16 protein-coding genes, 1 tRNA gene and 2 rRNA genes (1 of these 19 running past the window's edge) are annotated in these 19340 nt (G+C 59.0%); 12 read left to right on the top strand and 7 right to left on the bottom strand.

Features of this window, described 5'->3' with window-relative positions; genetic code table 11:
- Nucleotides 1-76: 76 nt before the first annotated feature.
- Nucleotides 77-1300 carry an FAD-dependent monooxygenase gene (locus LDL32_RS11270; protein WP_233066954.1) on the bottom strand — a complete coding sequence of 408 codons (1224 nt, stop codon included), beginning with the start codon at nt 1298-1300 and terminating at the stop codon, nt 77-79.
- Between the two features lie 354 nt (nt 1301-1654).
- On the opposite strand from LDL32_RS11270, the gene LDL32_RS11275 reads away from it, so the two are divergent.
- Together LDL32_RS11275 and LDL32_RS11280 are read left to right on the top strand one after the other, a co-directional pair.
- A complete protein-coding gene (locus tag LDL32_RS11275) occupies nt 1655-2695 on the top strand; it encodes an aromatic ring-hydroxylating dioxygenase subunit alpha (RefSeq protein ID WP_233066956.1) in 1041 nt (346 codons plus the stop codon).
- 119 nt (nt 2696-2814) lie between these two features.
- On the top strand, nt 2815-3501 hold the full coding sequence (locus LDL32_RS11280) for a GntR family transcriptional regulator (RefSeq protein ID WP_233066958.1): 687 nt from the start codon (nt 2815-2817) through the stop codon (nt 3499-3501).
- 33 nt (nt 3502-3534) lie between these two features.
- Here LDL32_RS11280 and LDL32_RS11285 read toward each other — a convergent pair whose 3' ends face one another.
- Entirely contained in the window at nt 3535-4860 is a 1326-nt protein-coding gene (locus LDL32_RS11285) for an FAD-binding oxidoreductase (protein ID WP_233066961.1), read from the bottom strand.
- Between the two features lie 471 nt (nt 4861-5331).
- On the opposite strand from LDL32_RS11285, the gene LDL32_RS11290 reads away from it, so the two are divergent.
- Nucleotides 5332-5823 (top strand): hypothetical protein, encoded by a 492-nt coding sequence (locus tag LDL32_RS11290; RefSeq protein ID WP_233066964.1) that lies wholly within the window; start codon nt 5332-5334, stop codon nt 5821-5823.
- Nucleotides 5824-6073: 250 nt separating this feature from the next.
- Here the strand turns inward: LDL32_RS11290 and LDL32_RS11295 are convergent, their stop codons facing one another.
- On the bottom strand, nt 6074-6970 hold the full coding sequence (locus LDL32_RS11295; RefSeq protein ID WP_233066966.1) for a LysR family transcriptional regulator: 897 nt from the start codon (nt 6968-6970) through the stop codon (nt 6074-6076).
- A 165-nt stretch (nt 6971-7135) separates the two neighbouring features.
- Between LDL32_RS11295 and LDL32_RS11300 the strand changes: the two genes are divergently transcribed.
- The 6 genes from LDL32_RS11300 to LDL32_RS11325 all read left to right on the top strand — a co-directional run bounded on the left by LDL32_RS11300 (nt 7136) and on the right by LDL32_RS11325 (nt 13792).
- Nucleotides 7136-8386 carry an SRPBCC family protein gene (locus LDL32_RS11300; protein WP_233066968.1) on the top strand — a complete coding sequence of 417 codons (1251 nt, stop codon included), beginning with the start codon at nt 7136-7138 and terminating at the stop codon, nt 8384-8386.
- Between the two features lie 2 nt (nt 8387-8388).
- Nucleotides 8389-9465 (top strand): FAD-binding oxidoreductase, encoded by a 1077-nt coding sequence (locus tag LDL32_RS11305; protein ID WP_233066970.1) that lies wholly within the window; start codon nt 8389-8391, stop codon nt 9463-9465.
- Nucleotides 9466-9621: 156 nt separating this feature from the next.
- Entirely contained in the window at nt 9622-10725 is a 1104-nt protein-coding gene (locus tag LDL32_RS11310) for a mandelate racemase/muconate lactonizing enzyme family protein (RefSeq protein ID WP_233066972.1), read from the top strand.
- A 198-nt stretch (nt 10726-10923) separates the two neighbouring features.
- Nucleotides 10924-12267, top strand: coding sequence for an MFS transporter (locus LDL32_RS11315; protein WP_233066974.1), 1344 nt, complete (start codon nt 10924-10926; stop codon nt 12265-12267).
- A gap of 65 nt (nt 12268-12332) precedes the next feature.
- A complete protein-coding gene (locus LDL32_RS11320) occupies nt 12333-13142 on the top strand; it encodes a pyrroline-5-carboxylate reductase (protein ID WP_233066976.1) in 810 nt (269 codons plus the stop codon).
- Nucleotides 13143-13192: 50 nt separating this feature from the next.
- A complete protein-coding gene (locus tag LDL32_RS11325; RefSeq protein WP_233066978.1) occupies nt 13193-13792 on the top strand; it encodes a dimethylsulfonioproprionate lyase family protein in 600 nt (199 codons plus the stop codon).
- A 92-nt stretch (nt 13793-13884) separates the two neighbouring features.
- On the opposite strand, the gene LDL32_RS11330 is transcribed toward LDL32_RS11325, so the two are convergent.
- Nucleotides 13885-14025, bottom strand: coding sequence for a hypothetical protein (locus LDL32_RS11330; RefSeq protein WP_233066980.1), 141 nt, complete (start codon nt 14023-14025; stop codon nt 13885-13887).
- Nucleotide 14026: 1 nt separating this feature from the next.
- On the opposite strand from LDL32_RS11330, the gene LDL32_RS11335 reads away from it, so the two are divergent.
- From LDL32_RS11335 to LDL32_RS11345, 3 genes are read left to right on the top strand one after another with little or no spacing between them, the layout of a single operon-like run.
- Nucleotides 14027-15157, top strand: a complete 1131-nt coding sequence (locus tag LDL32_RS11335) for a TauD/TfdA family dioxygenase (protein ID WP_233066982.1) — start codon at nt 14027-14029, stop codon at nt 15155-15157.
- Nucleotides 15154-15903 carry a class II aldolase/adducin family protein gene (locus tag LDL32_RS11340; protein ID WP_233066984.1) on the top strand — a complete coding sequence of 250 codons (750 nt, stop codon included), beginning with the start codon at nt 15154-15156 and terminating at the stop codon, nt 15901-15903. Before LDL32_RS11335 ends, LDL32_RS11340 begins: the two co-directional genes overlap by 4 nt.
- Nucleotides 15904-15926: 23 nt before the next feature.
- Nucleotides 15927-16871, top strand: coding sequence for a LysR family transcriptional regulator (locus LDL32_RS11345; RefSeq protein WP_233066986.1), 945 nt, complete (start codon nt 15927-15929; stop codon nt 16869-16871).
- A 347-nt stretch (nt 16872-17218) separates the two neighbouring features.
- Here the strand turns inward: LDL32_RS11345 and LDL32_RS11350 are convergent.
- The 3 genes from LDL32_RS11350 to LDL32_RS11360 form a co-directional block, all read right to left on the bottom strand.
- Nucleotides 17219-17295 (bottom strand) — tRNA-Met (locus LDL32_RS11350).
- A gap of 21 nt (nt 17296-17316) precedes the next feature.
- A 5S ribosomal RNA gene (rrf, locus tag LDL32_RS11355) occupies nt 17317-17432 on the bottom strand.
- Nucleotides 17433-17542: 110 nt separating this feature from the next.
- Nucleotides 17543-19340: ribosomal RNA gene (locus LDL32_RS11360) — 23S ribosomal RNA — on the bottom strand (it continues 943 nt past the right edge of the window).

Genomic DNA, 19340 nt, shown 5'->3' on the forward strand with positions numbered 1-19340 from the left:
GTTTTCGGGCGCCGCCTTTTTTCACGAAGGCGGCGTTCTCTGAAGCTTCTTGAACAAAGCTTCACCAAAAACTTCTTTATGCGGCAGATGCCGTGGCGGCAGGTACGGCGGTCGCATCATATTCATAAACCCAGTTGGCCTTGATGCCCCCCTTGTGCGGATTGATGAAATTGCGAACCTTGTAGCTGACATCCCGCATGATCTGCTCCAGTGGCGATGCGAGATGATAGGTACGTCCCCGCTCACGCGATTCAAGCTGGACCTGCCGGGTACGCGGCCTGCGCGATGCTTCGTAAACCTGCAGCGCATCGCTGACGGGCACGGGTGCGGCCAGTGCGCGTGCCAGTTCATAACCATCCTCGATCGCCATGGCCGCCCCCTGTGACAGGAAGGGCAGCATGGGATGCGCGGCATCGCCCAGCAACGTCACGTTGCCCACGGACCACCTGTCCATCGGGTCCCGGTCGAACAGTCCCCATTTGAACGTGGTGTCCACCCGCTGGAAAAGCTTCTGGATGTTTGGATGCCAGCCATGGAACGCGGCCAGAAGTTCATCACGTGAACTGGGCAGGTTCCATGATTCCTCCACCCAGTCACGGCTTTCCAGCACGGCCACGATATTGACCGCCTTTCCGCCCTTTACGTAATAGGTGACCACGTGCCCCTTCGGTCCCATCCAGAAAGAGGAATCCGGCGATACGAAATCCGGCATCACATCAAAAGGCACGACGGCACGCCAGCACATATGTCCTGTAAACCGTGCCTGCTGCGCACCAAACAGGCTGTTGCGGACAGCGGAATGAATGCCATCCGCACCCACGACCAGGTCGGCCCGGAAGCTGTCGCCATCGGTAAAGTGGATGACACCGCCATCCGCCCGCTGCTCGACACTCTGGCAGGCCTTGCCCAGCGTAATGCGTTCTTGCTGCACACCTGACAGCAGCAGTTCATGCAGGTCGGCGCGGTGAACATGGAAGAAACTGGCGCCATACAGTTGTTCACACGCATTACGCAGCGGTGTGCGGAACAGGGTCTTGCCCGATCTCCAGTTCCTGCCAATCAGTGAATCCGGCAGGAACCCGACCTGTTTCAGCCCGTCAAGCAGGCCCAGCGCGCGAATGACCTTTACGGCGTTGGGGGTCATCTGCACGCCTGCGCCAATTTCCCCCAGTCGGGCCGAGCGTTCGAACAGGCGGTACCCGATGCCGCGCTGTTCCAGTGCGCAGGCAAGGGCAAGGCCGCCAATCCCCCCGCCGACAATGGCCACGCGACAATCAGATGACGGGCGGGCAGATGACATGGGATGCTCCTCGTTTCCATATCGCGGTGATATGCGTGGCAGGTTTATCTTACCTCTCGTATCGTATACAATTAACCACGATACGCAAGAACGACCTTTCAGGGGATCAGGTTCCCCGCGTATCCGGACCCAAAGCCATTCTCCGCCCCTCCGGGAAACGTCTTCTGAGAAGATGGTTAAATAGACCCCTATTTCCATTATTTATTTGTATTTTTACAGAATAAACAAAGCATGTTGTCTGGCATAAAAACCCGCTTCCGGCTTCATCCAATCATGGGCCCAAAGGAATTCATTGCGCATCCGCCCATATTGTATACCATATCGTAATCCTCATTATCATTCCCGGAGTCACTGATGTCTGCGCTTCCCGAAACGCTGCCCACCGTGTGTGAAGACGCCGTCCTGCTGAACGACTGGTTTCCGGTTGGCTATGCATCGGATTTTGAAAAAGGGCAGATCACACCGGTCCGCCTGCTGGACCGCGACCTGATTGCCTGGCGCGACGACGGGGGCGCCGTGCATGTATGGGAGGATCTGTGCATCCATCGTGGCGCACGCCTGTCAAAAGGCTGCATCCGCGATAACCAGGTTGTCTGCCCCTACCATGGCTGGCGCTATAACAGCCGGGGGGAATGCACGCTGATCCCGGCTGCCCCGCGTGAGACGCCAATGCGCAAGGCCCATGCCTTTACCCATCATGTAAAGGAACAGTACGGGTTCATATGGGTCTGCCTGGGCACTGAGCCGGGCGAGATCGCGCCGTTTCCGGAATGGGACGACCCGCGATTCCAGAAAGTGCATTGCGGCCCCTATGCCTATGCTGCCAACGGATTCCGAGCCATAGAAAATTTTGTCGATGCCACGCATTTCCCCTTCGTGCATGCCGGGCTGAATGGCGTCATGGAAAACCCGGACGAGATCGCACCCTATGATGTCGAGATCGGGGAAGAAGGTGTGGTGTCATCCGAAGTGCGGGTCTTCCAGCCATGGGGCGACGCACGCGGCATACCCGTTGTCGGCTTCTATACCTATAAATGCCTGCGGCCGTTCCTGGCGCATTTTTCAAAACGGATACTGAAGGCGGATGAAAACGGCACGCCGGTTGACGATGATAGTGAATATTTCGCAACGCTGTTTACCGTCCAGCCACTGAGCGCCACGGAATGCATCGTGCGCATCTGCTCGGCAACCGACATAACGCCCACACCCACCCCAGACGCGGTGCGCGAGCGTGCGGATGTCGTCTTCAACCAGGACCGGGAGATCGTTGAAACCCAGCGCCCCGAACGCATACCCACCCAGTTGCGCCATGAACTGCATCACCGGACCGACCTTATGGGTCAGAAATACCGGACATGGCTGCGCACGCTGGGTATCCGCTACGGAACGCTGTAGGAAGGCGATACGACACGCCGTACCAGCCCGGCATGTGATGGGACATGCTGCCCGGAACCGGCGCGGCCGGCAGCAATATCCTGTGTGCACATGCAAAAACGGGGTATGGAAACACCATCATGAACATATTGACAGACGACAAGAAAACCCGCGAAGGCGCCCCGAACCGCGAAGTGCTGATGAAGGGGCTGCTGCGGCAGCTCAGGACGGAAATCATCAACGGGATGTGGGGGCCGGGGCAGCGCCTGCCGGAACAGGAACTGTGCCATGAATACAGCGTGTCCCGCACGCCATTGCGCGATGCGCTGAAGGAACTGGAACGCGAAGGGCTGGTCACGATCACCCCCTTCTCCGGCGCGACGGTCACACCGGTCCGCAGTGCCGACCTGGCCGACCGTTTTCAGGTCCTGCGCAGTATCGAACAGTTTGCCGCGGAACTGCTGGCACAGGACGGTTCCACGACAGCCGTGGAGAAACTGTCCGCCCTGCAGGACAGGATGGACCAGTGCATACAGGAACATGACGTGGCGCAATATTACCGCCTTAACGACGATTTCCACGTAACCCTGGTCACGGAATGCGGCAACGCTGCGCTGGCCGACATGCATGCCGTCGCCATGTCCCATATCGCACGCGCACGAAAAATCGTTAATGAATATGAGGGCGTGACCCACACAAGGGCATGCGAGCACCGGGGCATCATTCAGATGATCGAAATGAAGAGCCCCATCCTGGCGGTGGAATACGTCCGGGCCCACCTGCTGAATATGTCGGAACATGTACTGGACAAGATCATGACCCTGTAACCGTTCCGACAGGTACTTCCGGTTTACCGGATATCAGAACCCGCCGATGACACGCAACTTCGTGCCATCCGTAAAACGCCGCAGGCGGAAGGGGGCAGGGTCGACCACCGGGGTCTTCCCCGTGGCCAGATCGGCGGTCAGTTGCCCAGCCCCCGGCCCGATGCCAAAGCCATGGCCGGAAAAGCCGGTCGAGATTGTCAGGCCCGGTATTTCGGGCACCGTATCGATGACCGGCACGACATCGGGCATCACGTCAATCAGGCCGCCCCAGTGCTGCAGGATATGGATGGGGCCGACAGCGGGGAACATCTTCTCCAGCCGGGCGACCATGCCGCGCGTCAGCCTGACATTTGGCCGCGGGTCCAGCACCCGCGTCTTTTCGAACACGGTCGGCATGTCGAGCGCCCATTTACGTGGCGTCATCAGTTCCGTCAGGAACCTGTTGTCCAGACGCGGGCGAATGGCCTTGTATTCCGCAAGGAATGCGGGAACATACTGCCACGCCAGCCTGAACGTGTCGGGCACGATGGGTGCGCTCAGCCCCACGGTCGCGGCAATGTTGTATCCGCCATCGTCACGCCTGCGATAGGCGACCGGCCCAAGATAGGCCGACGTTTCTGGCAGGCCCGGAACCGGCGCGGTACGGCATACGGATGCCAGCACCTTCAGCTGTGGCAGGTCCACGCCCAGATTGCCGCAGAACAGCCGCGACCACGCCCCGCCAGCCACGACAACCTGGCCTGTTTTTATGTAGCCCAGTTCACTGACCACGCCACAGACACGTCCGCCTTCGCGTTCGATACCCCGGACCGCGCAGTTCTGCACGATCTCGGCACCCATCTCGCGCGCGGCCAGGGCTATGGCGGGGGCGGCACGCTGCGGCTCGGCACGGGCATCCGTGGGGTTGTACAGCGCCGTGCGCGCCGTGCCCTCATAACCGGGCAGGATCTGGCGTATCTCGCTGCCTGTGACAATCCGGCTGCCGATCTGGAACGGCCGCGCCGCCTCGACAAACTGCTCATGGCGGGCGCGATCGGCATCGCTTCCGGCAATGGAGAGGATACCGCAGACATCGAAACCCGTGTCCAGCCCGCGCGTGGCGAATTCGTGCCATACGCGAAAACTTTCCATCATCAGGGGCAGTTCACGCGGATCCCGCCCGTTACGACGCACCCAGCCCCAGTTCCGGCTGGACTGCTCGCCCGCAATGTATCCCTTTTCGCACAGGATGACGGAAACACCCCGACGGGCCAGGGCATATGCCGTGCTGACACCGATGATGCCGCCACCGATAATGACAACATCCGCCCTGTCCGATGGCCGTTCATCGGTCTGGATACGTCTGACTTCAGGCCCCATGTATCACCGCTTCCTGTGCTTGCGAAACTGCTCCCGACGTGGCGCGGCCCACGGGTCCTGCACAGGAATGCACAGGACAGGACCGGTGCCGACTGCCCGGAGCATCCGTCATCATCTGCCGTTCACGGATATCCTGCATCGCATGCACGCAATTTTCAATCCGGTCTGATAACGGAATATGCAGGTATGTTCGCGCAACATATGTCCCGCTACCTGTCCGCCCCATGCGGGCCTTCAATGGTCATCTGGGGCTTCCGGGCCGCCACGTCGCGGATATGGAACATGATACTGAAAGCCGCCCGCCATCATCGCCAGTCCGCAGGGCCCGTGATCGCCTGATTTTATAGATTTTCCTTTTTGTTCCAATTCAGATTATTGCATTGCCTGCCATGAATGGCCTGCTCAGGATGACAGGTGGTATCCAGATTCATTTGATACCCGGATAGAAATCCTATTGTTCAGAAAACAGGCATGACCCAGGAAAAAGAAGCCCTCCAGAAGATTTATAAAAATGTAGTAGAAGAAGAACTGGGCTCCGTTGCAAAGATAGATGATGATGGTGATGTCTTTTTCACTGTCCCTGATGCCGGACGGTTTTTCATATTCCTGTATGAAAATGATCCGTCCTATTTCCGGATGGGTATTTTCAATTTCATCTCGCGGAAAGATTACGGTCTGCCGGCAACGGAACTCCTTGAGGCCGTCAATTCCTTCAATGTACAGAACAAATGCTGCAAATTCTGGCTGAAGGAAAGCAGGGACAGCGGGGACCATTTCATCAGCATCACGATAGAAGCCTTTCTGGGCGGACTGGGTGAACTGCCGGATGAAAAGATCCTGCGGGCGACAATCGGACGGTATTTTGGCATCCTGAACAGCGGAGCGCATGAAATCGCGGACCATCTACGCAAACGCATCAAGGCGCAGGAGGCACTGTCCGGCACGGAATCTTCCGAAGCCTGATTTTCAACGCCCGCATGACGGGGCTGCCGCCAGTCCACGCGTTCCGGCCCATGAATGCCGGAAACGGGGGCAGAACCGGGCGATCATCCCTGTCACCGTAGGCCCTGCCCTACGGCGGACAGGCTCCGGGCCTGCGGAACGGTTTCCCTGCCGGTCAGAAACCGCGTACGGAACCTGCCCGCCAGCACCCGGGCGTTATGTGGGCGCCCTCCCCGAAAAGGCGCGCCCTGTGCTTGTGGAGCATGTATCCCTAAAGGTTTTCGACAATCCAGCTGGCCACGCGCTCGCTCAGGCCGCTGCGTTTGTCCCGCAGGGGAATGATGACACTATAACACCCGTCGGGTGTCACGGCCCTGTCCCCCAGAACGACAAGCGATCCAGCCCGCAGGTAGCGTTGCACGAGGACATCCCAGCCAAGCACGATACCCTGCCCGGCCTTGGCCGCCTCCAGTGCATCGGCATAATGGTTGAAGCGCATGTTGGCCGCGGGAATTTTCACGCCAGGGCAGGCATGCGCGAACCACTGCTTCCAGGAATTCCATTCCCGGTTTGACGTATCGTGTTCGATCAGGCCGGATGGCGCGCGGAAAAACTGCTCCGCGGTCCCGAAACGGGCCGCAACGGCCGGGGAACAGACGGGAAAGATCGAATCGTGTCTTGATCCAAGCATTTTTCCATTTTCGGCAGACGGGGTTCCGAACCATACGGCCACGTCCACCTCGGCCATGTTCAGATCCCGCCGGGAATCCTGGGAAACCAGACGGATCTGGATGGAGGGAAAGCACTGGTGCAGTTCGGTCAGCCGGGGGATCAGCCATAGCGTGGCAAAGGCCGTGCTTGTCCCGATCGTCACGACCTCGTCACGGGTGACGGTACGGATCGAATCCACGCTGTGCATGATTTCGGAAAAGCTTTTTGACAGTGTGGCCACCAGTATCAGGCAGCTTGGCGTGGGTTCAACCGAACGGTGTCCACGCACGAAAAGCTGGGTGCCCAGATCCTGCTCCAGTGCGCCGATCTGCCGGCTGACCGCCGCCTGCGTCACGCCCAGTTCCTGCGCGGCCCGGGTGAAGCTCTGGTGCCGTGCCGCCGCTTCCAGCGCCACCATGGCCGTAAGGGAGGGAACGCTTTTTTTGAAATTCCTCACTGCCTGCCCGTTCCCCTGAATTCCGGCCGCTGGCCCATCTTCTTTCCCATAACATTTTCTTATGTGAGGAGGGAATTTTTCTATGGTTGAATGATGGGGGTGGAATCTGGATCATTGCATTCCCACAATGACACAGTTCCTACTCAACAGGATTGGAGAGAGTCCATGGCAGGTTCCCTTCCGACAATCTCCGGGTTGCTGAACGCGCGCCGTCCCGGCCATTCGCTTCCCGCAGGTCTCTATACGCGCGATGATGTCTTTGAAGCGGACATGGACGTGTTCTTCCGGCGACAGTGGATCAATATCGGCCTGGAAGCCGACGTGCCGGAGCCGGGCGATGCCTATGTCGTAGATATCGGTGACAACAGCCTGATCCTGCTGCGCAACGACGATAACGAGATCGGGGTGTTCCACAATGTCTGCCGCCATCGCGGCGCGCGCATCCTGGATGCCGGCCCGAACATGATCGGCAAGCTGGTCTGCCCGTATCACCAGTGGACCTACGAACTATCGGGCGAACTTGTTTACGCACCCCACATGGGCCAGGATTTCGACAAGTCATGCCGCAGCCTCAAACCGGTGAATTTCGTCTCGGTTGGCGGCCTGGTGTATGTCTGTCTCGATGATAACCCGCCCATGGACATCGCCCCGCTGGTGGAGACGATGGAAGCCCGCCTGGCCCCCTACGACATCCGCAATACCAAGGTCGCGCACCAGATGGATATCGTGGAGGACGGGAACTGGAAGCTCACGATGGAAAACAATCGTGAATGCTATCACTGCGCGGGCACCCATCCCGAACTGTGCGTCTCCTTCATCGATCTTGACTTCGGGTTTGATCCCGCCTCCCTGACCGATGAGGACCGCAAGATTGCCGACGCGCACCAGGCGCTGTATGACCAGCGCACGCGCGAATGGGAAGACGCGGGCTACCCCTCCGCCCTTGTCGCACAGCTTGCGGACTGCAACACCAATTTCCGCACCCAGCGCCTGATCATGGCGGGTGCCGGCGAATCCCAGACACCCGACGCCACCGCGGCCAGCCGCAGGCTGCTGGGCACCATGACGCGCAAGGATCTGGGGGACATCCATCTGTGGGGGCATAACTGCTGGAACCACTTCATGGGCGACCATGCGGTTACGGCAACCGTCATCCCGCTTTCATCGGGAAAGACCCTGGTGCGCACCAAGTGGCTTGTCCACAAGGACGCGGTCGAAGGGGTGGATTACGACCTGGAAAAACTGACCAGTGTCTGGACCGCCACGACACGGCAGGATGCGGATCTCGTCGCCCGCTCCCATGCCGGCATCAAGGACCCCGCCTATACACCGGGTCCATATTCGAAATTCACCGAGCAGGAACTGGACCGGTTCGCCACCTGGTATGTCGATGTGATGCGGGCGAACGGTTACTGATCGTGCAGGCAGCGCTTTCATGTCATACGGACGGGGTCTACTGGGACCGGGAACGGGATTCGGAACTCGTCTGCCTGGATGTACGCGACGAGACGCATGACATCAGGACATTCACGTTCAGGGCAAAGGACAACCGGTATTTCAGCTTCGGGGCGGGACAGTATTTCGCTTTTGAAATACCCGGTGACAATACGGTCGAGCAGAGATGCTACACCATAGCGTCCTCTCCCCTGCGGCCCCGAACGATCGCGATTACGGTCAAGCGGGTCACAGGGGGCCTGGTCTCGAACTGGCTTCATGACAACATGCGCCCCGGCATGACCCTGGCCGCACAGGGGCCCGCCGGGGCCTTCACGCTCCCGGCGGGCAAAACCGGGAAATATCTTTTCCTTTCGGGTGGGGTCGGCATCACGCCACTCATGTCCATAAGCCGTGCTCTGGCGGATGCCGCCATTCCGTCCGACATCGTTTTCCTTCACGCCGCACGCACGCCCGAAGACCTGGTCTTCCATCGGGAACTTGCGCTTCTGGCCAGTCAGTCACCACAGTTCCGACTGTTCATGCTGCCCGAAAACAGGGGCAGGAATGGCGGCTTTTCCGGCGTCACGGGCCGTATCTCGCAGGAACTTCTTGCCCTGGCGGTGCCGGATATCCATGAACGTGTGGTGATGTGCTGCGGCCCGGCACCATTCATGGAATCCGCCCGGACCATCTGCTCCGCGCTCGGCGTTCCCGCGCATCATTATCTTGAAGAAAGCTTTAACGCGGCCGTCCTTATGGAAAGCGAGATTGACACTCCGGTCAGTCCGGATGTCACGACTTTCAATATCACATTTTCCAGGCAGGACCGGACCATACAGGCATTACCGGAACAATCCGTTCTGGCAGCCGCCAGGAAGAACGGTATCCGCCTGCCTTCTTCCTGCGCCAACGGGGTCTGCGGTACCTGCAAGTCGAAACTGGTCAGTGGCAGCGTGGACATGAAACATGGCGGCGGGATCCGGCAGCGTGAAGTTGATGCGGGCATGTTTCTGCCATGCTGCTCCCGGCCGCTCAGTGATCTCGTGATCGAGCGCTGATTTCGTACCACAACCGACAGGGGAGAAGATTTTCCGGCATCGTGCAAGGCGTACGGGCGACCGGCCGGTCGCCCGGATCATCGTGTGGACCTTTTTCATTGATGGCCCTCTCGCGCATCGAGGGGAATTTTCAATATCGACAGGAAAAAACAGGCAATGCGACTGAGTGAAATCCACATCTACAAGCATGATCTTCCGGTCAGGAACGGCCCCTACACCATGTCCCTTTCCCAGGTCTGGTCACTGGATACGACCCTGGTCCGGCTGGTGGCGGAAGACGGGACGGAAGGCTGGGGCGAAACCTGCCCCATCGGCCCCACCTATGCCGAATCCCATACGGCGGGTGCCAGGGCGGCCCTCATGACCATGGCACCGGGACTGATCGGGACCGAACTCTGGCCGCTTACGCTGCAACGCAGGATGGACGCCCTTCTCAACGGGCATAACTATGCAAAGGCGGCGATCGATATCGCGGCCCATGATCTGGTCGGCAAACATCTGGGCGTCAGCGTTTCCGATCTTCTTGGTGGCGCCGCCACGGACCGTGTGCCCAGCTATTATTCGACCATTGTCGGTGATCCGGATGAAACCGCCCGCGTCGCCGCCCGCGTCCGTGATGAGGGTTATCCGCGCATCCAGGTCAAGCTGGGTGGGCGCCCCATAGAAATTGACATCGAAACGATCCGCAAGGTATGGGAGGTGCTGCGTGGAAGCGGCATGCGCATCGCCGTGGATGCCAACCGTGGGTGGAACACCCGCGATGCCTTGCGTGTAAGCCGGGAATGCCCCGATATTCCCTTTGTCCTGGAGCAGCCTTGCAACACCGTCGAAGAACTCAGGACAATCCGGCCACAGATTTCCCATGGCATCTACATGGATGAAAACAGCGTCAACCTGAACACCGTCATTACGGCTGCCGGGACGGGGCTGGTCGATGGATTTGGCATGAAGATCACGCGCATCGGCGGATTGCAGAACATGCGCACCTTCCGCGATCTGTGTGAGGCGCGCAATCTCCCGCATACCTGTGACGATGCCTGGGGCGGGGACGTGATTGCCGCCGCCTGCACCCATGTTGCCGCCACGATGCGGCCCGACCTGTGTGAAGGGGCCTGGGTTGCCGCATCCTACATTGACGGGAATTTCGACCCCGAAAATGGAATCCGGATCGAGGGGGGGCATATCAGGCGTCCAACCGGTCCGGGGCTGGGTGTCATTCCTGATGCAACGCTTCTCGGCCCGCCACTCGCCAGCTTCTGACAAGGCGGCCGGGCCACCCCGACGGGCCGTATCGTGCGCCAGCCCCGGTGACAAAACGGGCTGCAGGCGCATGGGGTGCAGTACCAGCCTAACGAAAGGATCGAATTTCATGATGAACGGACAGGATCGGGAGAGAATGATGATGGATGCGGTACACCTTCTTTCCCACCCTTCATCCTGACGTTAGGCAAATCCCATATGGACGAGGTATCTTGCGACAGGGTGAGCGGGGCTGCATGTGAACTCGCCGACCTGCCGACGACAGGCCGCCTGCATTATCTTGCCGCCATAAGTGTTTTTGGCGGGGTCATCAGTGATGGCTATGCTTTTGGCAGCATCGGCGCGGTCCTTCCGACGGCAGCGTCCTCCCTTGGCAGCAGCCTGTGGGATGTCGGGGCGATAGGCAGCGGCACCCTGTTCGGCCTGTTTTCGGGCAGTCTTGTGGTCGGTACCGCTGCGGACCGCTTCGGGCGCAAGCCGTTGCTATGCCTCGGCATGGCCCTGACCGCGATCCTGTCGCTTCTGCAGGGTGTCGTGACGTCTGATTTCCAGCTGGTCGTCCTGCGTTTCCTCATGGGCGTGACGCTTGCTTCGGATTATGTTGCAGGGCCCTGTTACCAGTCCGAACTGGCCCGGAATTCCCAGCGGGGTTATCTGCTGGGCACCATGATGCTGTTCTGGGGCATCGGCTTTGCCTTTGCCTATCAGGCGGGCTTTTTCCTGTGTAATGGCCACCCCAATGGCTGGCGATGGTGCCTCATGCTGGGGGCGCTCCCCTCTTCATTGACATGCGCGCTGCGTCTGTGGCTGCCCGAATCTCCCGTCTGGTTACACAGCCGTTCACGCACGGAAGAAGCCATACGTGTTACAAAACGGCATTTTCCCCAGCATGATGTAATATTTCCAGCCATCGAGCGCAGGGAAGAAGAAGTCCATTCATGGCGCGCCCTGCTTTCACGGAATATTTCTGGAAAAATCCTTATCGCGATTACAATCATTCTGGGGCAGATCGTACCTTACTTCATGGTCGGCATATTCCTGCTGAGGATATTATCTGAAATTGGGATAAAAAGCCCGTATCTGGGCGGCGTGATCTATACCCTGTTCGTTATCCTCGGGTCGGCACTTGGTGCCGTGCTCATGGAACGTATGCCGCGTCGCACGTTCATTATCTTTACGTTCTTTCTCTGCGGTATTGACCTGTTCCTCATGGGATCGGGGCAGATTACCGCGCCCGTCATGCTTCTTGCCCTGTTCAGCATCTTTGCAACCGGCATTTCCGCCGCAAGCTGTGTGCAGTATGTCTATCTGCCCGAACTGTTCCCGGTTTTCATCCGGGCGTCCGCGCTGGGAACGGCACAGTCAACCAGCCGTATCTTCGCGTCCCTGATCACGTTCTCCATTCCCTATTTGACCCAGACCATTGGCATCGACCGGGTGCTGTACCTGACTGCGGCATGGCTCGCCATCGGCGGCATCATATGCTGGCGCTATGCGCCGGAAACACGCATGGGCATGCTCCGGGGCAAGCAGGCAGGATGACAGGCATCCCGCCCCGGAAACATCGGGAATTTTCTCTCACCCGGCACGACGATAAAGGAAATACCATGGTGAATAATGCGGTGAACGGACAGCCCACCATCGGCATAATCGGTGGGGCCGGGTGGCTTGGGCAGGCCTTTGCCGGGGCAATCGTTGATGCTGGCATCAGCACCGTGGACACGCTCACGCTGTCCTATAGGAGCAGCAGGCCGGAATTCCTGCCGCAGGCCCGATGGACGCGCGATAACCAGCAGTTGGCCGACTGTTCCGACATCATCATCGTTTCCGTTCGGCCGGAGGATTTTCCGACCATCACGATCAGCACGACGGGCAAACTTGTCATTTCCGTCATGGCAGGGGTTACACTGGACAGGCTGGCGGCCCGGTTCCAAACGGACCGGGTCGTTCGCGCGCTGCCCAATGGCGCGGCGGAAGTGCGCAAATCCTATACGCCGTGGATTGCGACACAGGGCACGAGTACTGCGGACCGCGCCGTGGTGCAGGCCCTGCTCGCTGCCTGCGGCAGCGCCGATGAAGTTTCGAACGAGGCCGATATCGACTATTTCACCGGACTGACCGGCTCGGGGCCGGCCTTTCCCGCCCTGCTGGCAGCGGCCATGATGAAAGATGCGATCAGTCACGGCATCAGCCCGGACATTGCCCGCAGGAGCGTGAACGCAGTTCTTGTCGGGACAGGCAGGCTGCTGGAACGACGTGACGACTGTCCTGACGCGGTCGTCCAGACCTTCATGGATTATCGCGGCACGACGGCGGAAGCGCTGGCCACCATGCGCGCGGCGGGCTTCGATACAGCCGTAAGGGACGGTCTTGAGGCCGCCTACCGCAAATCGGTCAGCATGGGACAATCCGCATAGCCGGCACAGGCCCGCGGGCGATCACGCAAACAGTCAGGAAAGCAGCCGCCATGTCCGTGCACAGATCGGTGGAACTCCAGGAATTTCTTGATGCAGCCCTTGCCGCCTTTGCGGCCAACGCCACCTCGGCTGCGGCACGGACCACGATCGAGCGTATCCATACCCGCAGCATGACACCCGGACATGAGCGTACCGGGGGCGGGCATACGCTCCCGGTCTGTGCACATCTGGAACCTGCCCTGATAACGGCCGGGCAGGACGGGCGCTTCCATACGATGCTCGACGCGTTCCGCAAGCTCCTGCCCCGCCTCGACTGGCGGCCACGTCCCAGATGGGATGCGGCGACGGCCAGCGCGAATTTCCCCCATGGGCATGCCAATGCGATGATCCTGGGCCCAGGCGGTATCGAGGAGGAGCCTGATGCCTGGCTCGGCCTCTCGCTGCTCGCCCCGCAGGTGCGTTACCCGGACCATAATCATCCCCCGGAAGAGGTCTACCTCGTCATGTCCGATGGCCACTTCCGGCAGGAGAACGGGGCATGGTTCGTACCGGGCATTGGCGGGTCCTTCTACAATTCACCCGGTATCCTCCATGCCATGCGTTCGGGTGAAGCGCCGCTCCTTGCCTTCTGGGGCTTATGGAACGGCTGATTTTTTTCCCATCATATGCGCGGCCTGTTTTCTGAAGGCCGGGCACGACTGCCCGAAAGCATAACCCGCGCGTTATGCTTTCATGACTTTTTTTACGCTTGTGTAACGGTCATGCGTTCCGGAATATGATCAGGACATTCCGTTACGTCCGGTGGCACCAGAATGGCTCCCTCCACCGCACGGCCCTGCAAACTGATCGCAAGCCTCCCGGCTTCTTTTGCGGAGACGACCATCGTGACCTGTTCCGTTCCTGCGCTTACGCTTCATGATACCGGTCTGGAAATCACAGTTTCTGGTAAAAAACCATTATATTTCAATTACTTCTGGCTACGCGACAACTGCCGCACATCATTCGACCCCGAGACGCGCGAACGTGTGTTCGATATTTTCGCCGAGCCTGCGCCACCTGTCCCCACGCATGCCGCCATCACGGATGGGCAGCTGGATATTGTCTGGGCGCATGGTCATCATGCGGCCTCCTACGATCTGGACTGGCTGTACCGCCATGCCAGTCCCGGTCCGCGTCCCGATCCCGCCATCATGCCGCGTACCCACTGGCATTCCGATTATTATCCCCGCATGCGCCGTTTCTCCCAGCCCGCGCTCAAGGCAGATCGGGGCGCACGCAGGGAGTGGGTCCATACGCTGCTGACCATGGGCATCGCACTTGTGACCGACATGCCGGCAACGGAAACCGCGCTGGAGGAGACGGCCTTCCTCCTCGGGGTGCCACGGCCCACGTTCTTCGGCCTTTATTTTGATGTGAACCTGCACGTCAATCCGGATAACCTTGCCTATACCGCCAAGGCGCTCGAACTTCATACCGATGTCCCGTGCGAGGATCTTGCCCCCGGCGTCCAGTTCCTGCACTGCCTGGCCAATACGGTCGAAGGGGGGGAAAGCCTGTTTGTCGATGGCGCGGCGGTTGCCGCCGAACTGCGGCGGACGCATCCGGACGATTTCGCCATCCTGTGCGAAACGCTGATCCCGTTTTATGACGAGCACGACAATTACGACATGCGAGCCCGCCAGCGCATGATCGAACTGGATGCGCAGGGGGACATATCGGGGGTGACCATCAGCCAGCACATGGCGGACATATTCGATATGGACCAGCATTTCCTTGACCGCTTCTATCCTGCTTACTGCCGCTTCGGGCGGCTGCTGCAGGATGAGCGGTTCCTGATGCGCTTCCGGCTCAATCCGGGGGAATGCATCGTTTTTGACAACCACCGCATTGTCCATGGACGTGCGGCTTTTGTGGCGGAAAGCGGAACGCGGCACCTGCGGGGAACCTATACGGATCGTGGGGAACTCCGCAGCGCGTGGCGCATCCTCTCTGGCGAAGGAAGGTTCGCGGCATGAATGTCCAGTCCATCAAACCTGTTGACGAACAGGCCCTGCGGGTCGATCTGGCGGCGGCGTTCCGTCTTGCTGTCCGGTTCGGGTGGCATGAATCCGTTGGCAACCATTTCAGCGCGGCCCTGTCCGCTGATGGCCGACGATTCCTGATGAATCCCAAATGGCGGCATTTTGCCGACATCAGGGCCAGTGACCTGCAGATCCTTGATGCGGATGATCCGGATGTGATGAACCGGCCCGACGCGCCGGATGCATCCGCCTGGTGCATCCATGGCAATGCACACCAGCGCGTGCCATCGGCACGGGTGATCCTGCACTGCCATCCGGTTGCGGCAACCACGCTGGCCACGCTGGCAGACCCCCGGCTCATACCGGTTGACCAGAACACGGCGCGCTTTTTCGGCCGGCTGGCAATCGATCCCGAATGCGGGGGCATTGCGGACCAGCAGGAGGAAGGGGAGCGGATTGCGGGCCTGCTTGCCACAAAACCCACCCTGCTTATGGCGAACCATGGGGTGACGACAACGGCGAATACCGTAGCAGAAGCGTTCGAGGACCTGTATTTCTTTGAAAAGGCTGCCGAAACCCTGCTGCGCGCCTATGCTACCGGCAAGCCGCTGGCCGTCATGAGCGATGAAATCGCGGCCCGGACCGCACAGGGGTGGGATGCATACCGTGGCGCGTCATTTGCCCATTTCGACCATCTCAAGTCCATACTGGACAGGGAGGATCCATCCTATAAGGACTGATGCGGGGAACAGGGGAGCGGAACATGAAGTCTTACCGCCAGTTACCACCGCTGCGCCTGATCATTGTATTCCACACCATCGCCCAGTATCGCAATCTTTCCGCTGCCGCCCGTGCGCTCAATGTATCACAGCCAGCCGTAAGCAAATCCCTGCGTGATCTGGAAGAATATACAGGCACGCCGCTTTTTGACCGCGCGCGCCGTCCGCTTGAACTGACAGCGGAAGGTGACGTGCTGCTTTCCGCCACGCAGGCCGGGCTGGGACTGATCGTGGACGGTATCGAGGAAATCAACCGTCGTCAGAGCCAGCGCGAACAGACATTGCGTATTTCGTGTTCCATCGGTTTTGCAACATACTGGCTGATGAAGCGACTTGCGACGTTCAGCAGCCAGTGGCCATCCATTGCGGTCAATGTGCTTACAATCGCGCATGACAAGGCACCCGACGCACCTTATGCGGATGTCATGTTCCGGTATGGAGACGGAGGCTGGACGGATGGCAAGGTATTCGGCTGCTTCAGGGAACGGATCGATCCTGTCGCCAGTCCTGCCTTTCTCCAGCGCATGAAGGTTGATCCGGGAAATATGGCTGCCATTCCGCTGGTCCATGTGGATGTGGACGATGTCGCATGGCGAAGTTGGGAAGGATATTTCCGCCAGATAGGCCTGCCTGACCGGTCAGGCAGGCATGACATGCGCTTCAACAATTACATCCAGGCGACCCAGGCCGCACTGAACGGTCTTGGCATTATGCTGGGCTGGCGTTCGATCACCGGGGATCTTGTGGCTGAAGGACGCCTGTGCCCTGTCGGGCTGCCTTCGATAGAGCAGGAGGACAATGCCTACCATATTGTTGTGCCTGCCCGCAGCCGTCTGAATCCCGCCGTTCAGACGTTCATGACATGGATTGCAACGCTGCCTGATGTAGACATGATGAATGCAGGATACACCAACGCGTGCCCCGGCTGATGGATCGTCAGACCGGGAAGATGAATGATGACCCGGATTGCTGCTGGTTGCGAAGGAGATCACCGACCTTTCCGGGTTGCTCACGGACGTAGATAATCGTTCCTCTACTGAGAACGCCCATGACAGCCATTCCGCCGGTGAGCGTATCGTCGTCAGATCGCGCAATTTCCACTGATCAATAAGGCCGCCGATTAAGATCACGCTACCGTGAAAAGTCTCGTTATGAGCGCAACCTACGCTGGAGTTTCACTCCCATCTGCATCCTATACGCATCCTGCGCGTATATCCCAAACGCAGAAAGCCGCCCTTGAGGACGGCTTAACATGCTGATGATATTGGATAAGTTTTGGTTGCGGGGGCAGGATTTGAACCTGCGGCCTTCAGGTTATGAGCCTGACGAGCTACCGGGCTGCTCCACCCCGCGTTTGTTTGGGGAGACTGGAAGACCTGGCGGCGACCGACTTTCCCGTGCCTTGAGGCACAGTATCATGGGCGCTGGGGCATTTCACGGCCGAGTTCGGGATGGGATCGGGTGGATCATTCCCCGCCATTGCCACCAGGTCATCCAGTCTCCCCGGTATGGGGAGGGGATGTGGATGGGTTGGTGTTTTTTGTCATGTGTTGAGAGTGGATGACTGCTGTGCATGTGTGTTGCCCTTTCAAGGGGGCTATGGAATGAGCCTATTGGGCGATTAGGACCAGTTAGCTGCACGCATTACTGCGCTTCCACACCTGGCCTATTGACGTGATGGTCTATCACGGCCCTTGGGGAGACCTTGTTTTGAGGTGGGTTTCCCGCTTAGATGCTTTCAGCGGTTATCCCGTCCACACTTAGCTACCCGGCTGTGCCGCTGGCGCGACAACCGGTGCACCAGAGGTATGTTCATCCCGGTCCTCTCGTACTAGGGACAAATCCTCTCAAGTCTCCAACACCCACGGCAGATAGGGACCGAACTGTCTCACGACGTTCTAAACCCAGCTCACGTACCACTTTAATCGGCGAACAGCCGAACCCTTGGGACCTGCTCCAGCCCCAGGATGTGATGAGCCGACATCGAGGTGCCAAACCTCCCCGTCGATGTGGACTCTTGGGGGAGATCAGCCTGTTATCCCTAGAGTACCTTTTATCCGTTGAGCGATGGCCCTTCCACGCGGGACCACCGGATCACTATGGCCGACTTTCGTCTCTGATCGAGCTGTCACTCTCACAGTCAGGCGGGCTTATGCCATTGCACTCGACAGCCGGTTTCCGACCGGCCTGAGCCCACCATCGCGCGCCTCCGTTACACTTTGGGAGGCGACCGCCCCAGTCAAACTGCCCACCATGCAGGGTCCCGGACCTGGCTAACAGGCCTCGGTTAGACATCAGAAACAGTCAGGGTGGTATTTCAAGGATGGCTCCACCGGAACTGGCGCCCCGGTTTCAAAGCCTCCCACCTATCCTACACAGAATGTCTCTGATGCCACTGCAAAGCTGCAGTAAAGGTTCATAGGGTCTTTCCGTCTGACCGCGGGTACCCCGCATCTTCACGGGGAATTCAATTTCGCTGAGCCGATGCTGGAGACAGCGGGGAAGTCGTTACGCCATTCGTGCAGGTCGGAACTTACCCGACAAGGAATTTCGCTACCTTAGGACCGTTATAGTTACGGCCGCCGTTTACCGGGGCTTCAATTCAGTGCTTGCACACCTCCTCTTAACCTTCCGGCACCGGGCAGGCGTCAGGCCGTATACGTCGTCTCTCGACTTCGCACAGCCCTGTGTTTTTACTAAACAGTCGCTACCCCCTGGTCTGTGCCACCCGCCGATGGTTGCCCACTGACGGGTCTTGCTTATCCCGAAGTTACGCAAGTAATTTGCCTAGTTCCTTCAGCATCGTTCTCTCAAGCGCCTTGGTATTCTCTACCAGTCCACCTGTGTCGGTTTCGGGTACGGTCTATATGCCAGAGCTATTTCCTGGAATACGCCAAAAGCCGGATCAATCCGATAAGACCCGACAACATATTGTATTCGTCACTTCTGGCAGGCCCGGGAATATTTGCCCGGTTTCCATCGACTACGGCTTTCGCCCTCGCCTTAGGGGCCGGCTCACCCTGCGCGGATTAACCTTGCGCAGGAACCCTTGGACTTTCGGCGACAGTGTTTCTCGCACTGTTTGTCGCTACTCATGTCAGCATTCGCACTTCCGATATCTCCAGAGAGGGTCACCCCGTCTCCTTCACAGACCTACGGAACGCTCCGCTACCGCGCATACATAGTATGCACCCACAGCTTCGGCACGTGGCTTGAGCCCCGTTACATTTTCGGCGCAGGGTTTCTATTAGACCAGTGAGCTATTACGCTTTCTTTAAAGGATGGCTGCTTCTAAGCCAACCTCCTGGTTGTTTTGGAATCCCCACATCCTTTCCCACTTAGCCACGATTTGGGGGCCTTAGCTGGTGGTCTGGGCTGTTTCCCTCTCGACAATGGAC

Origin of the sequence: Komagataeibacter sp. FNDCF1, from assembly GCF_021295335.1 — a bacterium.
Taxonomy (GTDB): Bacteria; Pseudomonadota; Alphaproteobacteria; order Acetobacterales; family Acetobacteraceae; genus Komagataeibacter.

Excerpts from the sequence above, each read along its gene's own strand:
- LDL32_RS11270 (WP_233066954.1), bottom strand. The coding sequence starts at position 1,300 with ATGTCATCTGCCCGCCCGTCATCTGATTGTCGCGTGGCCATTGTCGGC.
- LDL32_RS11275 (WP_233066956.1), top strand. The coding sequence starts at position 1,655 with ATGTCTGCGCTTCCCGAAACGCTGCCCACCGTGTGTGAAGACGCCGTC.
- LDL32_RS11280 (WP_233066958.1), top strand. The coding sequence starts at position 2,815 with ATGAACATATTGACAGACGACAAGAAAACCCGCGAAGGCGCCCCGAAC.
- LDL32_RS11285 (WP_233066961.1), bottom strand. The coding sequence starts at position 4,860 with ATGGGGCCTGAAGTCAGACGTATCCAGACCGATGAACGGCCATCGGAC.
- LDL32_RS11290 (WP_233066964.1), top strand. The coding sequence starts at position 5,332 with ATGACCCAGGAAAAAGAAGCCCTCCAGAAGATTTATAAAAATGTAGTA.
- LDL32_RS11300 (WP_233066968.1), top strand. The coding sequence starts at position 7,136 with ATGGCAGGTTCCCTTCCGACAATCTCCGGGTTGCTGAACGCGCGCCGT.
- LDL32_RS11310 (WP_233066972.1), top strand. The coding sequence starts at position 9,622 with ATGCGACTGAGTGAAATCCACATCTACAAGCATGATCTTCCGGTCAGG.
- LDL32_RS11315 (WP_233066974.1), top strand. The coding sequence starts at position 10,924 with ATGGACGAGGTATCTTGCGACAGGGTGAGCGGGGCTGCATGTGAACTC.
- LDL32_RS11320 (WP_233066976.1), top strand. The coding sequence starts at position 12,333 with ATGGTGAATAATGCGGTGAACGGACAGCCCACCATCGGCATAATCGGT.
- LDL32_RS11325 (WP_233066978.1), top strand. The coding sequence starts at position 13,193 with ATGTCCGTGCACAGATCGGTGGAACTCCAGGAATTTCTTGATGCAGCC.
- LDL32_RS11330 (WP_233066980.1), bottom strand. The coding sequence starts at position 14,025 with ATGGTCGTCTCCGCAAAAGAAGCCGGGAGGCTTGCGATCAGTTTGCAG.
- LDL32_RS11340 (WP_233066984.1), top strand. The coding sequence starts at position 15,154 with ATGAATGTCCAGTCCATCAAACCTGTTGACGAACAGGCCCTGCGGGTC.
- LDL32_RS11345 (WP_233066986.1), top strand. The coding sequence starts at position 15,927 with ATGAAGTCTTACCGCCAGTTACCACCGCTGCGCCTGATCATTGTATTC.